The organism is Kitasatospora sp. GAS1066B, assembly GCF_041262605.1.
GTDB lineage: Bacteria > Actinomycetota > Actinomycetes > Streptomycetales > Streptomycetaceae > Kitasatospora.
The window spans coordinates 1-15,373 of the sequence record NZ_JBGCCO010000065.1; the positions used below are offsets into that span (position 1 = coordinate 1).

General features: G+C 68.8%; 14 protein-coding genes, 1 pseudogene and 1 CRISPR repeat array. Of the genes and pseudogenes, 10 read left to right on the forward strand and 5 right to left on the reverse strand.

Annotation, left to right across the window (positions count from 1 at the left end):
• Nucleotides 1-244 precede the first annotated feature (244 nt).
• From casA to cas2e, 7 genes are all read left to right on the forward strand, one after another.
• Entirely contained in the window at nucleotides 245-1,825 is a 1,581-nt protein-coding gene (gene casA / locus ABH937_RS37410) for a type I-E CRISPR-associated protein Cse1/CasA (protein WP_280692977.1), read from the forward strand.
• Entirely contained in the window at nucleotides 1,822-2,577 is a 756-nt protein-coding gene (gene casB / locus ABH937_RS37415; RefSeq protein ID WP_370220787.1) for a type I-E CRISPR-associated protein Cse2/CasB, read from the forward strand. The genes casA and casB overlap by 4 nt, the downstream gene beginning before the upstream one ends.
• 48 nt (nucleotides 2,578-2,625) lie before the next feature.
• Complete coding sequence (cas7e, locus tag ABH937_RS37420) at nucleotides 2,626-3,798, forward strand: type I-E CRISPR-associated protein Cas7/Cse4/CasC (protein WP_370220788.1); 1,173 nt, start codon at nucleotides 2,626-2,628, stop codon at nucleotides 3,796-3,798.
• Complete coding sequence (gene cas5e, locus ABH937_RS37425) at nucleotides 3,795-4,655, forward strand: type I-E CRISPR-associated protein Cas5/CasD (protein ID WP_370220789.1); 861 nt, start codon at nucleotides 3,795-3,797, stop codon at nucleotides 4,653-4,655. The genes cas7e and cas5e overlap by 4 nt, the downstream gene beginning before the upstream one ends.
• Nucleotides 4,652-5,302, forward strand: a complete 651-nt coding sequence (cas6e, locus tag ABH937_RS37430) for a type I-E CRISPR-associated protein Cas6/Cse3/CasE (protein ID WP_370220791.1) — start codon at nucleotides 4,652-4,654, stop codon at nucleotides 5,300-5,302. The genes cas5e and cas6e overlap by 4 nt, the downstream gene beginning before the upstream one ends.
• A gap of 65 nt (nucleotides 5,303-5,367) precedes the next feature.
• Complete coding sequence (gene cas1e / locus ABH937_RS37435; RefSeq protein ID WP_370220800.1) at nucleotides 5,368-6,291, forward strand: type I-E CRISPR-associated endonuclease Cas1e; 924 nt, start codon at nucleotides 5,368-5,370, stop codon at nucleotides 6,289-6,291.
• Nucleotides 6,292-6,328: 37 nt separating this feature from the next.
• Nucleotides 6,329-6,649: a type I-E CRISPR-associated endoribonuclease Cas2e gene (cas2e, locus tag ABH937_RS37440; RefSeq protein ID WP_370220792.1), complete on the forward strand. Its 321-nt coding sequence runs from the start codon at nucleotides 6,329-6,331 to the stop codon at nucleotides 6,647-6,649.
• A 21-nt stretch (nucleotides 6,650-6,670) separates the two neighbouring features.
• Nucleotides 6,671-7,004: direct repeats of the CRISPR family, unit length 28 nt; unit sequence GTCCGCCCCGCGCGAGCGGGGGTCAGCC.
• A gap of 157 nt (nucleotides 7,005-7,161) precedes the next feature.
• Here cas2e and ABH937_RS37445 read toward each other — a convergent pair.
• Nucleotides 7,162-9,252, reverse strand: coding sequence for a beta-propeller fold lactonase family protein (locus ABH937_RS37445; RefSeq protein ID WP_370220793.1), 2,091 nt, complete (start codon nucleotides 9,250-9,252; stop codon nucleotides 7,162-7,164).
• A 280-nt stretch (nucleotides 9,253-9,532) separates the two neighbouring features.
• Entirely contained in the window at nucleotides 9,533-9,910 is a 378-nt protein-coding gene (locus tag ABH937_RS37450; protein WP_370220794.1) for a hypothetical protein, read from the reverse strand.
• Between the two features lie 826 nt (nucleotides 9,911-10,736).
• Here ABH937_RS37450 and ABH937_RS37455 point away from each other — a divergent pair.
• Together ABH937_RS37455 and ABH937_RS37460 are read left to right on the forward strand one after the other, a co-directional pair.
• Nucleotides 10,737-10,982: an ice-binding family protein gene (locus ABH937_RS37455; RefSeq protein WP_370220801.1), complete on the forward strand. Its 246-nt coding sequence runs from the start codon at nucleotides 10,737-10,739 to the stop codon at nucleotides 10,980-10,982.
• A gap of 211 nt (nucleotides 10,983-11,193) precedes the next feature.
• Entirely contained in the window at nucleotides 11,194-11,448 is a 255-nt protein-coding gene (locus ABH937_RS37460) for a hypothetical protein (protein ID WP_370220796.1), read from the forward strand.
• 278 nt (nucleotides 11,449-11,726) lie between these two features.
• On the opposite strand, the gene ABH937_RS37465 is transcribed toward ABH937_RS37460, so the two are convergent.
• From ABH937_RS37465 to ABH937_RS37475, 3 genes and pseudogenes are all read right to left on the reverse strand, one after another.
• On the reverse strand, nucleotides 11,727-11,900 hold the full coding sequence (locus ABH937_RS37465) for a hypothetical protein (RefSeq protein ID WP_370220797.1): 174 nt from the start codon (nucleotides 11,898-11,900) through the stop codon (nucleotides 11,727-11,729).
• Nucleotides 11,901-12,537: 637 nt separating this feature from the next.
• Nucleotides 12,538-12,693 (reverse strand): annotated as a pseudogene (locus ABH937_RS37470) (DUF255 domain-containing protein); the annotation flags it as partial.
• A gap of 357 nt (nucleotides 12,694-13,050) precedes the next feature.
• Nucleotides 13,051-14,436 carry a hypothetical protein gene (locus tag ABH937_RS37475; RefSeq protein ID WP_370220798.1) on the reverse strand — a complete coding sequence of 462 codons (1,386 nt, stop codon included), beginning with the start codon at nucleotides 14,434-14,436 and terminating at the stop codon, nucleotides 13,051-13,053.
• A gap of 477 nt (nucleotides 14,437-14,913) precedes the next feature.
• Here ABH937_RS37475 and ABH937_RS37480 point away from each other — a divergent pair.
• On the forward strand, nucleotides 14,914-15,373 hold a 460-nt coding region (locus ABH937_RS37480), incomplete at its 3' end, for a tectonin domain-containing protein (RefSeq protein WP_370220799.1).

Below are 15,373 nucleotides of genomic sequence, written 5' to 3' on the forward strand. Positions count from 1 at the left end.
ACCTCGATATCCCCCACGGGGTCTCTCCCGCCAACCCACAACCCCACCCCCCCTGTTTTTTGCTGCGTGGCCGCCTTGGCGCCGGCGCGGCGCGCCGGAACGACGCCAACCCCGCTCGCGCGGGGAACCGGGCCGCCGCCCATCGTGCGGTATCTACAACCCACACGGCTGACCCCCGCTCGGTGCGGGGAACCCGTTGCAGCCTACCCAGCCGTACCCAGCCCAGCCCTCGACCGGAGGCAGGATGCCGCCCGACGCACCCACCTACAACCTGTTCGACGAACCCTGGATCCCCGTGCGCTGGACCACCAGCACCCAGGCCCCCAGGCCCGAGGCCGTGGGGCTGCGCGAACTCCTGCTCCGCAGCCACGAGATCAGCCACATCGCCATCGCACTGCCGCCCGCCCTCTCCGCCCTCTACCGGATCCTGTACGCGGTCACCGCGCGCGTCACCGCGCTGGACGAAGCCGCCTCCGGCCTTGCGGACTGGCGAACCCGACGCGTTCAACTCCTCGACAGGGAACGGCTGGACGCCGGCGCGGTCGACAACTTCGCCCAGGACCACCACGGGCGCTTCGACCTCTTCGATCCGCAGCACCCGTTCCTGCAGGACCCGCGCCTGGCGCACCAGTGCGACCCCGAGAACACCGCCGGCGTCAACAAGCTGATCACCACCCGGCCCTCGGGCAACAACCACGCCTGGTTCCGCCACGTCTCCGACACCGCCCCCGACCTGCCCACCACCGACCAGGCGGTTCTGCACCTGCTGGTCTGGCTCTACTACGGCCCCTCGGGGCGCTGCTCCAGTCGCACGGTCGGAGCGGAGAAGATCGCGAACTCGCTGGCCGGGCCGCTGCGCAGCACGCTCTCCTACCACCCCGAGGGTGCATCGCTCTTCGAGAGTCTGCTCGCCGGGCTGCCCGCGCCTGAGAGCACCGTGCGCCGCGGCAACGACCTGTGCCCGTGGGAACGGGACGAGCTGCCCGACCCGACCGGAGCCCTACCGGAGTTGACCGGTCCCTGCACCGGACTGACGGCCCGCTCGCAGCATGCCCTCCTCCTGGTCCCGGACGCCACCGGACGGCACGTCAAGGACGCGTTCATCACCTGGGCCTACCGGGAAAAGATCTCCCGCACGGGCGACCCGTACCTGATCTGGCAGACCAGCAAGGAGGGCAACTCCTACCCGCGGCCGGCCGACTCCGGCCGCGCGCTGTGGCGCGACCTGGACGCGCTGCTGCTGAAGAAGCCCAGCGGAACGGCCCAGCCGCAGCGCCCCACGGTGTTCTCCACCGCGTTCGACATTTCGGACGACCTGCGGGTCCGCGCTCTCGGCTTCGAGCAGGACGGGCAGGCCAAGGACGTCCAGTTCGTCGACGCCTCGACCCCACCCGTCCTGGGCCTGAGCGAGGACCGCAACCCGCGCCTGGCCCCGCAGATCGGCAACCTGCGGATCGTCGGCGAAACGTACGGGGCACGGTTGAACCGGGCCGTGAAGAAGGCCTGGGCCCTCTACACCGACGCACCCAAGATCGAGGACTGCACCTGGTCCCTGGACGCCGGCGCCCGCTACTGGCCGGCGGCCGAGGCGGAGTTCTGGCACCGCCTGGAGAACCAGGACTTCGCCACCGCGGCCGCAGCCTTCCGGCAGCTCGCCGAACAGGTCTACGACACCGTCACCCGCAAGGCCCTGGGGACTCTGCGTGGCGCCAAGGCGTGCTCGCAGGCCCGCGGCGAACTGTACGGCGGCGCGGTCAAGGCCGCCGCCAAGACCCCTGCCAAGGCCGGCACCACCCGCCGGAGCAGCACCACGGAGGACACGTGAGCGACACCGCCACCGACCCGACCACCCCGGCCGAGAGCAGCAGCCCGCCCCTCACCGCCGACCGAGCCGGCTCGCCGCTGGGCCATGCCAGGGCCTTCGTCGGCTGGATCGACCAGCGGTGCCACGCCGACCCGGGAGTGCGCAGCGCCCTTCGCCGCGGCGTGGGCCGGCCGCTGGATGACGTTCCCTTCATGCACAGGTACGTCGTGAACTGGCTGACCGCCGACCACCTGCGCAGCCCGGACATCCAGCGCGCCTACTACACCGTCGCGTCCCTGATCGCCAACCAGCGCCGCGACCAGTACGCCGCCGCGAAGCAGAAACCGCCCGTCGGCGAGGCCGACACCCCGAGCAACGAGCAGGAGAGCAGCACCGCCACGCCGCAGCGCCGTTACGGCACCAGCCTGGGCACCGCCTTCGCCGCCGCCGTCGCCAAGGGCACCGACGGCATCCGCGAGAGCTCGGCCGAGACCCGCCTCAACTTGCTGACCCGCCAGAGCGTCAACGGGCTGCACCGCCACCTGCCCGGCGCCGTGCGCCAGTTGCGGGACAAGAACGTCGAGGTCGACTGGGCGCAGCTGCTGGTGGACCTGACCCGCTGGCACCGCCACAGCGGCAGCATCAAGCGCCGCTGGCTGCAGGACTACTACCGCGCCCGCAACGCCGCCGAAAACGAGCACGCCCGCCGGCAGGACGACGCGAACCCGCCCGCCCCGCCCGCCCCGGCCGCCGAAGACACCGCCGAGAACTGACCGACCACCCCAGCCCGCAAGCCTTCCGTCACAGGAAAAGAGCCAACGATGCCCACCGAAAACACCAACGCCACCGCCCCGGCCCGGTTCATCGACATCCACGTTGTGCAGAGCGTGCCCTTCGCCAACCTGAACCGCGACGACAACAACTCCGTCAAGACCGTCCGCTACGGCGACACCGACCGCACCCGGGTCAGCAGCCAGTCCTGGAAGCGCGCCGTGCGCCAGTACTTCCAGCAGACCATCGGCGAGAACGCGCTGCGCACCCGCCGCATCGGAGCCCGCGTCACCCACCTGCTGGAGACCGAGCGCGCCTGGCCCGCCGATCTCGCCCGCCGCGCCGGACAGCACGCCGCCGCCGGCAGCAGCATCAAGTTCGAACTCGGCAAGGACGACCCGGTGGTGCTGACCAACGCCATGGTCTACGTCCCCGAAACCGCCGTCGCCGAACTCGCCGACCTCGCCCAGGAGTTCCGCACCGCCCTGGAGAGCGCGAAGGACATCAAAAAGGCCGCCGACAAGAGCGTCCTGCCCAAGGACCGCATCGACGCGATCCTGCGCACCCGCAACGGAGTCATCAACCTCTTCGGCCGCATGCTCGCCGAGGTCGACGACGCCGGCGTCGACGGCGCCGTCCAGGTCGCCCACGCCCTGACCACCCACGGCACCGACGTCGAACTCGACTACTTCTCCGCCGTCGACGACGTCACCTCCACCTGGGGCGACACCACCGGCAGCGCCCACATGGGCCACACCGAATACAGCGCCGGCGTCTTCTACCGCTACGCCACCATCGACCTGGCCGACCTGCTCGCCAACCTCGGCGACGACCACCAGGCTGCCCGCGAACTCGCCGAGGCCTTCATCGAGGCCTTCATCCTCTCCCTGCCCCAGGCCAAGAAGACCGCCACCGCCCCCCACACCATCCCCGATCTCGTCCACGTCGCCGTCCGCTCGGACCGCCCGCTCTCCTACGCCGCCGCCTTCGAAAAGCCCGTGCGCTCCCACGACGAAGGCGGCTACGCCACCGCCTCCCGCGCCGCGCTCAACACCTACGCCACCGCCGCCAACAAGCTGCTCGGCCACCGCGGCGTCGTCACCTCCGGCTGGGCCAGCCTCGAGGACAAGGACCTGACCGGCCTCGGCTCGCGCGTCGACTCCTTCCCCGCACTCATCGACCTCGCCGTCAACGCCGCCCTCACCACTCGGGCCGACGCGTGAGCACCAGCCCCGAGCCCACCACGACCGACCCGGCCGCACCCGGACTGCTCCTGCACCTGGCCGCCCCCCTGCAATCCTGGGGCGAGCGAAGCCAGTTCAACCAACGCGACACCGCCCCCTTCCCCACCCGCTCCGGCATCATCGGGCTGCTCGCCTGCGCCCTCGGCCGCCACCGCGACGAGCCGATCGACGACCTCGCCCGCCTGTCACTGACCGTGCGCGCCGACCGCCCCGGCGTCCTGCTGCGCGACCTGCACACCGTCGGCGGCGGCCTGCGCGGCCGCGACACCGTCACCACCGCCGACGGCAAGAAGCGCAGCGGCGCCACCGCCACCCTGCTCTCGCACCGCTACTACCTGGCCGACGCCGCCTTCACCGCGGCAATCACCGGCGCCGACACCGACCTGCTCGACCGGTGCGCGGCCGCACTCCGCACACCCAAGTGGCCGCCCTACCTCGGACGCCGCTCCTGCCCACCCGAAGGCCCACTGCTCATCGACCTGCTCGAACAGCCCCTCGAGCACCTGGTCCAACTGCCGCTCGCCGCCCGTACACGCAACGGCGAAGCCGGATCGGTGCGGGTCGTCTTCCACGGTGACCAGCCGCTCGACCGCCTACCAGCCGCCCGCGACGCCGCCGACAACACGGATGCTGACGGCACGTCACCGGCCGGACAGGTCAACGACGACCCCCTCGGCTTCCACCCCCGCACCCGCGCCTACCGGGCCCGCACCCGCTACCAGCGCACCCTCACCCTGCCCGCCAGCCAGTGCGCAGGCCTCGGCGCCGCCTACCTCACCGCGCTCGCCACCTACCTCGACCAGCACACCCGCCACCTGGAAAGAGGCCACGCGTGAACCTGTGGCTCACCCGCATCCTGCCCGACCAGCGCCACCGCGACGCCCGCAAGGACCTGACCGCAGCGGTCGACCTGCACCACCGCCTGATGGCCCTGTTCCCCGACCACATCGGCGACCAGGCCCGACAGCACCTCGGCGTCCTCTTCCGCGTCGAAGACGCACCCGCCGGCACCCAGATCCTCCTGCAGAGCACCCAACCACCCGACCTCACCCGCCTCCCCACCGGCTACGGAACCGCCGCCACCAAACCCCTCACCCCCCTGCTCGACGCCCTGCGAACGGACCTCACCGTCCGCTACCGCATCGCCGCCAACGCCATCCGCAAGCCCGGCCGCACCACCCGCGAGCTCTACAACCTCGGCCCCGTCATCCCCCTCAACGGCGCCGCCGCCGAGGAATGGTGGATGCGTCAAGCCGAAGCCTCCGGACTCAAGGTCATCACCGTGCAGTCCACCCCACTGGACGCGGCCCGCGGCACCCGCCGCCAGGACCAGAACCGCATCAAGCACGCCCGCACCCAGTTCGAAGGCACCGCCCTGATCACCGACCCCGACCAACTCCGCACCCGCCTCACCGACGGCATCGGCAAGGGCAAGGCCTACGGCTGCGGCCTGCTCAGCATCGCACCCGCCAGGCGGCCGTGATCGCCGGCTCCACCCACCCCTTCGCGACGGCGGGCCGCCGTAAGCTCGCCGCCCCCACCGTGGCCATGTTGCCGCGCATCGCCGACTCGCTCTCCTTCCTCTACCTCGACATCGTCCGCATCGTCCAGGACGACACCGGCGTCTGCGCCGAAGTCACCAGCCCCCAACACGGCACCGAGCTCGTCTACTTACCCACGGCCGCACTCAGCTGCGTCCTGCTCGGACCCGGAACCTCCATCACCTCCCGCGCCCTGACCACCTTCGCCCGCCACGGCACCACCGTCGTCGTCACGGGCTCCGGGGGAGTGCGCTGCTACGCCGGAATCGTCCCCGACTCACTCAGCACCACCTGGCTCGAACGCCAAGCCCGAGCCTGGGCCGACGACCACCAGCGCCTCGCTGTCGCCACCGCCATGTACGAGCAACGGTTCGGCGCCGGCGAGGTCCCAGCCGGTACCACCATTGCCCAACTGCGCGGTATGGAAGGCCAACGGGTCAAGGCCCACTACCGCCTCCTGGCCAAGCAATACCGCATCGGCCGCTTCCGACGCGCGTACGACCCCGACTCCTGGGACACCCAGGACCCGGTCAACCTGGCCCTCTCCGCAGCCAACACCTGCCTCTACGGCATCGTCCACGCAGCCGTCGTAGCCCTGGGCTGCTCACCTGCCCTCGGATTCGTCCACAGCGGCAACCAGCAGGCCTTCGTCTACGACATCGCCGACCTCTACAAAGCCGAACTGACCATCCCCCTCGCCTTCGCCCTGCACAACTCACCCCACCCGGAACAGGAAGCCCGCCGCAGCTTCCGCGACGGCCTGCGCCTCTTCCAACTCCTGCCCCGCATCGTCACAGACATCCAGCGGCTCCTCGCTCCCGAGGCCGACATCGCCGCACCCGACCCGGCCGAACAGCTCATCGACCTCTGGGACCCGATCTCCGGAATCATTCCCGGCGGCGTCAACTACGCAGGCGAGTCGACGCCGTGACCGTCCGCACCCACCTCCGTCTCGAGGAGGATCCGCCGTGGCATCGATGATCGCCCTGTCGGTCACCGCAGTCCCCGACCACGTCCGAGGCGCCCTCACCCGCTGGCTCCTCGAAGTCACGCCCTACCTCTACGTGGGGACCGTCTCCGCCAAGGTCCGCGACGAACTGTGGTCCGCAGTCAGCGACTGTGCAGGGGCCGGGGTTGCTGTCCTCGTCTACCCGGCGGCGAACGAGCAAGGGTTCGAGCTCAAGACGGCTGGCGAGCAGCGCAGGCATCCCAGGGACTTCGATGGCCTGACCCTCCTGGCATTCAGGCAGACCGACGCAACGGCGAGCCAAGAAACGGCAAAGCCATAGAAACGTCGCAGGTCGGGAAGTGTCCGCCCCGCGCGAGCGGGGGTCAGCCGCCGTCCGCCTGGCCGGTGAGGGCGCCGCTCAGGTCCGCCCCGCGCGAGCGGGGGTCAGCCGTCGCCGTGCACCGAGTCGTCCGTCTGGTACTCGTCCGCCCCGCGCGAGCGGGGGTCAGCCGTGGATCAAGCTCTGCATGGCGGTGCAGCCGGTGTCCGCCCCGCGCGAGCGGGGGTCAGCCGGTCCAGACAACACCGCGAGAGAGGCCAAAACAGTCCGCCCCGCGCGAGCGGGGGTCAGCCGGGGAGAAGGACGTCGAGTCGGCCGAGGCCGCCGTCCGCCCCGCGCGAGCGGGGGTCAGCCATTGGTCCCACAAGGGTTCCAAGAGGCATGAGGGGACCGCAGGCACGAACCCTCCAGGTGATCATTGAGCGTCGAGAACTCCGTGATCACTTAGGCTCGTGCCTGCCGTGTATTCGGGGCCCGCCTGGGCGGCCCGCCCCACCATCTGCCGGCCGGTCTTAGTCCGTGTTGGTCAGCGCGACACTTTCCGCGCCCTTGCCGGGCACGTTGAAGCATGTGTGGTCAGGCTTGTCGCCGGTGTAGTCGTAGACGGCGGTCAAGCACGATGCGAGTGCCTGCTGGCCGTAGTAGTTGGGGTGTACGGACTCGTCCTTGTCGCCCTGCGCGAAGGGGCCGGAGGCATCGAGGAACCGGGCCCACTCGGCCTTGTTGCCCGGCAGCGGGTTACCGTGCCAGTTGGACAGGCCGGCCTGCTGCGCGTCCTTGGCGCAGACCTCGTGCCTGTCGAGCAGGTTGGCGACGTCCAGGTACTGCAGGCGTTTCGTGTGGGCGATGGGTTTGAGTGTGTTCGCGATCGTCGGCACCATGGCGGCGCGCACCCAGTCCGCGTCCGAGTTGTAGACCGGGCAGCCGCCGATCTGGTAGCGGTCGAGGTTGGTCTCCGGGTAGCGGATGTTGCGTCCGTAGGGCACGGGCGACGGGTAGGACTGGAGCACGAACGTGTAGGAACCGTCGCTGTAGCCTCCCGCCCGCATCACGGAGCGCACCTTGTCGATGGCGTCTTCCACGCCGTGCACAGCCCGCTGGAGGCCGCTGCGGAACGCAGGCTCCTGCGACTGCCGGCACGGGCCTTTGCCGAAGAGGAATGCCTTCACGCAGGATTCGATGATGGTGCGGAAGCCGATGTCGTTGCCGCCGATGTTCAGCACGATCAGCTTCACCTTGTAGTGCGGCAGCAGTGCGGCGAGCTGGTCGGCCTGTGGCATCTCGCCCTTGAGCGGCTTGTCGATGATGTTGTTCGTCTCGGCACCCGAACAGGCAAGGTTGATCTTCCGGTATAGCGGGATGTCGACGCTCTGGATCTCCGAGGAGTACGAGCGCAGACAGCCGCTGGCCCGGTTGTAGGACGTGCCGTACACCAGCCGCGGGTCATATTGACACGGTGCTTCGAAGCCGGCCTGGCAGGCGTAGACGGCCCGGTCGGTGCCGAACACGTCCGTGTAGGAGCCCAGGCGCAGAGCGTTGCCCTGCCAGCGGCCGGCGACGCCGGAGATGAAGCTGTCGCCCAGCGCGACTGCCGCGGTCAGTTCCTGTGGCCGGCCGGTGGCCACCGCGATCGGTCCTTTGGCCACGTCGGTCGTGCTGACGGTGTTGTCCTCGGTTTTGATGACCGAGGTCTTCGTGCTGCCGTTGTCGGGCACGTAGACCTTCGCGCCGTCCGGGCTGACTGCGACTCCGACCGGGTGATAGCCCACGCGGACGGTCGTCACCTTGTTGATGGAGTCGACCTTGTTGGTGCTGGTGTTCAGCACGGTCACGTCGTCCGAGTCCACGTCGGACACGTACGTGCGGGTGCCGTCCGGTGTGACTGCGATGCCTGATGGGCCGTGACCAGCCGGGACGGTTGCGATGACGAGGCCGCTGCCGACGTCGACGACCGACACGTTGTCGGAGCCGTTGTTGGCCACGAGGACCTTGCTGCCGTCGGGAGTGATCGCCAGGCCGGTCGGGCGCTTGCCCACCGTGATGTTGCCCAGTCTGGTGTTCGTGGCGGTGCTGATCACGCTCACCGCGTTGGAGTCGTTGTCGGCGACGTAGACGCGCGAGCCGTCCGGGGTGACCGTGATCCCCACGGGGCTGCGGGCGACGTTGACGGTCGCGATCACGCGGTGCTGCGCGGTGTCGAGGACCGAGACAGTGTTGGACCCGGAGTTGGCCACGTAGGCGCGGGTGCCGTCCGCGCCGAAGGCCACGGCGGAGGGCCGGTCGCCCACCTTGATGGTGGTGACCTGACGCTTGTGGTTGGTGTCGAGGACCGACACGCTGTTGGACCGGCCGTTGGTGACGTAGGCTTCTTCGCCGTTCGGCGAGATCGCGACCGCTGTCGGGGCGCGGCCGACCGGGATGGTCGCGGTTGCACCGGTCGACACGCTGATGGTGGTGACGGTGTCGGACAGGTTGTTGACGACGTAGGCGAAGCCCGTGGATTCCGCCGCGTTGGCCGCCACATCTGGCATCGCGAGCCCTGCGGCCGTGATCATCACGCCCAAGGCCGAAGAGAATGTCTGAGACCGCAAACGCGTGCGCACCGCGCCTCCAATGAGAGTTCAATGCCGTGGAGCAGGTAGAGAGCCCGAAGGGGAACGAAATCGCTGTGGTGATTCCACCGGTTTCATCGGAACCGCACCGTCTCGCACTTGTTGATCCGAAACCCAAGGGCTTCCGTCTGCTGGGCCGCTGACCTGCGGTGGCGTGCCGTCAGGCCGGAACCTGAAGGTTTCGGATCAAAGGCGCAATCACACATATCGCGGTTCAAGTCCTCGACCGCGGGGATCTGGACGGCCGCCCGGTGGCAGACGAGGACCGCGCTCAGCGGACGGCCTGGGCCTGGACTGTCCATGTCGTGTGGAACGTCATCCCTTGGCAGCGGATGTCCGTGTCGTCCTTCAACTTCACGGCGTGAGCCAGCACGAATGGCAGGTTGGCCTGGCTGAGGTCAAGCGTGGGCAGGGTTCCCACGCCGATGGTGGACAGTTCGATCTGATCGTGGCAGTACGGCATGTCGCCGGCGTTCGCAACGGTGTCGACAACGACGTCGCCGGCACCGATGGAGGTCAGTTGGGCCCTTACGTTGCTGTTCGGGTTGGTGAAAGTGAGGGTGACGTCCGCGGTTTCGCCGGGCAGCAGCTTGCCGGTTGCCCCGCCGGTTACCGTGATGGGGGCGAAGGACTCGGCGGAGCCTGCCATGGCGTCCGAGGTGCTCTGCTGGATGAATGCGGCGAAGGCGAATCCGCCGGGCCGAGGACTGTGCCGGCGATGGTGATGCCGAGCGCGGTGCGGATTTTCGTGTTGAGGCGCATGGTGTTCCTTTACATCGGATGGAGCCTCGCGGAAGGCCAGAGGGGTGTTCGGCGGTCCGTATCCCGGGCAAGGAGCGCTGTGCGGCTCCTCCTCGCCGAATCCTGCGAGGACGCACCCGCTGACACACCTCCAAGGTGTGGCAGCTGGCGGACCGGCAGCCATTCCCGATGCACAGTTGAAGAGACGACCGGGACGCCCTCATGACGGCGCCCGGGCCGGCCAGGGCGCGGCTCGCTGCGTGCGACTTTCCAGCTTGGTGTCAGCGAGTGGGGGCCAGTGACGCCACGTCATCCGGACCAGGTGGGCTGCTCTGTCTCGGCTGTTCTTGGCCTGTTGCGGTCTCCTTCGTGGTGCTTCTTACGGAAGCTCGACGCGGATACGGGGGCCTTGGGCCTAGGCGAGGTCACCACGGGCTCTCGGAGTCCTTGGACGAGGCGACCGAGTTCAACGGCGACAAGAAAGGGTCTTCTCCGGTGGCTGTGGCAGTAGTGGATGCGATCCCGTCCGCACCCCCAGGCAGAGGGCGTAGGCGCAGTCGGCTCAAGGAAACCCTCGTCCTGATGCCCGGATTGGCGTTGCTGGCGACGGCCGTTGTGGTCCCGAGCCCCGCGCACGCCGCGGAAGCCCCTGTGGCGCTCGGGACGGACACCAGTTACGCGGTCCTGGCGGTTCAACGGTTACCAATACCGGTCCCAGCGTCATCAACGGCGACCTGGGGCTCAGCCCCGGAACTTCGGTGACGGAATTTCCGCTGGGAACCGTTCACGGAGTGCAGCACGTAGCCGATGCTCCCGCCGCTCAGGCACAGGCCGACCTGACCACCGCCTACCACGACGCGGCCGGCCGGACACCCACCACCAACCTGACCTCTCCGGGCAATATCGGCGGAATGGCGCTGGCCCCTGGCGTCTGCAGGGCTTCGTCCTCGACTGAACCTCACCGCCACCGTCACCCTTGATGCCCAGGGGGACCCGGTGTCCGGCCGGTATTCCCCCAAGATTGAACGCTAAGAATTGATCTTGGGTCCGGGCCCTGGTTGATCTGGCACACCCAACGCGAGGGCGGGCCGCCCCGGAATACCGGAGGTAGCCCGCTCGTCGTCGTGCGGTCAGGAGTTGGGCGATCTCCCGGATAAGGTCGAGCTTCTGCTGCGGTAGCAGCGCCTGGTGGTGGCCGGCTACCAGGCCGTCAAGGGCGGCGAAGACGTCGTGCTCCTCGGGCTGGAGGATCGCGGAGAGGACCTCGGCGCGGGTGCTGCCGTCCAGGGCGTAGACCCACAGCCGCTGTTCCTTGCGCGGCTCGGTGTTGATCGCCGGCCGCAGCTTCCAGACGGGGAAGATGCCGAGTCCCTGGCCAGTGAGGTGGCCGTCCAACTCCTCCAGCACCCACCGGCCGAGCTTCTTGTAGCCGAGCTCCTCGCGTAGGGCGCCACGCGTGGTCTCGATCAGCCCTGAAGGGTGCGCCGTAGACGCCCCGGACGAACGCCAACGCCGAGAGGTTCATACGCACCGCACGAGCCGAGTGCACCGAACTGGCCTGGCGATCTTGCCGGGCCCTGATGAACCGTCACAAGGGGCCCTGTCCGGCCCAACCACCGCCGTGCGAGGCCGCCACCGGCCGGGGTGGAACGCAAGCGGGCGGGTGTAGCAGGATCGGCGCGCCATGGCGGCCCGTCGTTCAGGCCGGCGGCTCCCAGGACAGATCAGCCGAGCTCCACCTGGTCGAAATCGAACTCGGCTGGGGTGATCTTGCCGAATATGAGCACCGAGACCTTCAACCACTTGGTCTCGTCGTCGACTTCATCGATGGCTCCAATAGAGTCGTCGAAGGGCCCATGCGAGATTCTCACCGACTCGCCCGTCTCGAACAACGGCATGATTCCTCCTCCCGTGAATGTCAGCGCGAGCCGGCTGTGGACTGAAGGAGTCATGGCCTGCCCAGCGGGCCGCACTCCCGAGCGGACACGTCGCGGCGCTGCCGGACGCGCGGCTCCACAGACGGCGAAGGCCGCGGTGGGGGTACGCGCGGCCGGCGGCAGCATTGCTGATCCGCGCGGGCCCGTTCGCGCACGCGTGGCCGGAGTTCGACGCCCCGTCGGCCCAGGGGCGCCGATACCGGCCGAATCTGACGGTCAGTGAGTCGACCAGAGTCGACGCTGATGACCACCAGGTCGCACGGTCACCGTCCCCGGCCGGCGCGACTCTCAGGTGGCCCTGGAGCTCGCACTCCTTCACGACAACGGTGATGCCCGAGCCGGTGCTCAGTCGAGGGTGATGGCGCCCCTGGCCTCGGTCGGCTGATAAACGCCCTTGCCTGAGTAGGCGACCGTGTTGGGGCCAGTCAGGCGGCTGGTGTCAATGCCGCGGGTCTCGGGGTCCAGCGGGAGGTAGAGGTCGGCGGTGTGGACAAGGTGTCACTACCACCTCAAAAGTCGGCCCAGATTTACCCGGAAGGGACTTCTACCTTCCTCGAAGTGAGCCATTGGCACCATGTGACGACGCGTCAGAAGCTAACCAATGGCAGGACGCGTACCCGACCGAGAGGAGGATGGGTACGTCCCGCCTTGCTGCTTCTCGCATCGCCTCCTCTCCCCACTCCCACCGGTCCACAGGACTGGTGGCGTGCTGCTGGAGATAAGGCGACTGGGCATGGACCAGTCGATTCACCATGACCGCAGCGTCCCAGCCACCGGGCTCACCGCGGGGACTGTCTTGCCGAACACGCCGGGCGATTGCCTTTGCAGTCGTTCAGATAGTCGTCGTCTTCGTCTCGGGTGGTGGGTTCGTGCCCCGCGGCCGCGAAGGTCGCTATCTGCTGTCGGCCCAGTATGAGGCGTCCACGACGTGTGCCGAGCTCGACCCTCGCGTTGCGCAGCAGCCCGGCCAGGTGCTCGGCGGTCTCCGGCGATGCACGGGCTCGACAACCGCCCCGCCGCCTTGGTGTCAGCGGGCGGCGGGGCGGCGGGCCTCGGCGAGTCGGAGAGGTCGACCTTCTTCTGGTCTTGGTGACGGTCAGCGGTCAGGGGGTCAGGGGGTCCGGGTGATGGTCAGGCAGGAGGTGGAAGGGGGCGCGGTGAATCCGGTGCCGGTGACCGTCGCGGTCTGAGCGGCCAGGCAGGTCGGGGCGTTCATCGCGAACTGCACGAACCCCGCGCCGCGCGCCGTGTCGAGGGTGTCGAATGCCTGGGTCCCGGAGATGTTGACGGGCCAGCCGGGGGCGGCGGGGCAGGACGGCGCCGTGTCGATGCTGTTCTTCGCGTTCGTGCCCGCCGTGTACGGACCGACGCCCGGCGCCGTGATGGTCGTGGTGAGCTGCGGGCCGTTGCCGGTACCGGCGATCTGACGCACGCAGTTGTTCAGATTCAGGTAGCGATTCCCGAGCATGTCCAGCGGCTGGGTCCCGGAGAAGTTGACGGGCCAGCCGGGGGCAGCGGGGCAGGACGGCGCCGTGTCGATGCTGTTCTTCGTGTTCGTGCCCGCCGTGTACGGACCCAGGCTCGGCGACGTGATGCTCGTGGTGAGCTGCGGGCCGTTGCCGGTACCGGCGATCTGACGCACGCAGTTGTTCATGTTGATGTAGCGCTGCGCGAGCAGGTCAAGCGCCTGGGTGCCTTGCAGGTTGACGGGCCAGCCGGGGGCGGCCGGGCAGGACGGCACCGTATCCGCCGAGTTCGAGACGTTCGACCCCGCGACGAAGGGGCCGAGGCCCGGTGCGGTGATGCTCGTCATGAGCTGCGGGCCGTTGGCGGAGAGCTGGCGGTCGCAGTTGTTCATGTTGAAGTAGCGCTTCTTGCCGAACTCCATGACGCCGCTGGTCGCGCCGACGGGCTGGCCGAACAGGCCGGCCGTCGGGGAGATGGTGAGCGTCGAGCTGGTCCAGACGGCGGCCTCGTCGATCGCGCCGGACTGCCCCGTGTCGGTGTTGCACACCAGTGAGGAGGTCCTGCCGTCGGCTTCGGTCAGGGTGGGCGTGGCCTCGGAGCCGGCGGGAGTCGTCGGGTTCAGGCACACCATGGTGGAGTTGGGCGCCAGGGTGAAGCCGGGCGGAAGTGTCGTGGACACCTGAGCGCCGGTGTGCTCGACCGGGTCGGCGTTGTTGTACCAGGCGCGCACCAGCACGGTGGCGCCAGGGGCGATGGTGGGATTGGACGACCAGGTCGCTCCGTTGTCGGCGGAGTACAGCAGGCTGCTGGTCGTGGCGGCCGTCGCCGGGGCGGCCGCGAACAACGGTGCCCCCGCGAGCCCCAGGGCCATCGTGGCGGCGGCGACTCGGCGGCTCCACGAGCTCGAGGTGTTCGGTCGCACGATGTCCTCGCCGGCCGCGCGGCCGGAGGCGGCGGTGGCCTGCGCGCCGGTGATCCGGCTGGCGGACGTCAGGGCGGTAGTGGTGGCGGCCCAGCGGGAGAACTTCATGGTGGCTCCGAGGAGTTGCGTGGACTTGGCAGCACAATTGATAGCTGAGCCGTCTGCCTGGCGCGGCTTTTCGTCTCCTGCGGCACCCGAAATAATGATTCGCAGTCAAAGCATGGTTGATGATTGGAAAGTCGGCACTCCTGAGCTATCCGCCTCCACCCTCAGGGCGAGCGCCGCGAAGGACGGACGGCAGCCCCGTGAAGTCGAAGTGGGTGATCAAAGCCGGCCGCACTGGCTTCGATCGCTCTGACTGCACAGATCATGCGTCATGTCGATCCCCCGAACGTGGGACAGGCTTTCCAGTCAAAGGACCTCCGGATAGAACGTCTACGCACCGCACTCTTCATGGCCGAGCAATGCCAAACATTGATTTGTGGACGATTTTAATGATCAGTAGCTTTTTTGGCCCGTTTGGCAGGGTTGCCCCTGGCCTATTACCTGAGTGCAAGGTCCAAGTGCGAGGAAGGCGAGTTCGGAATGGCTGAGTGGAAGACGATCGTCGGCAGTCTCTCGGCGATCTCGGCCGGGTCCAGGACCAGCGTCTGGGGCGTCAACGGCAGCGGGGAGATCTTCAGGTACTCCGGGTACGACGCGAACCCGTGGGTCAACATCCCCGGTTCCCTGACCGACATCGGCGCGGCCGCCGACGGTACCGTGTGGGGCGTCAACGCGGCCGGCAACATCTTCCGGTACACCGGTGACCAGGGTTCCTCGAACCCCTGGCTCGGGATCACCGGCGGCCTGACCCGGATCTCGGCCGGGTCCAGGAGCAACGTCTGGGGCGTCAACGGCAGCGGGGAGATCTTCAGGTACTCCGGGTACGACGCGAACCCGTGGGTCAGCATCCCCGGTTCCCTGACCGACATCGGCGCGGCCGCCGACGGTACCGTGTGGGGCGTCAACGCGGCCGGCAACATCTTCCGGTACACCGGTGACC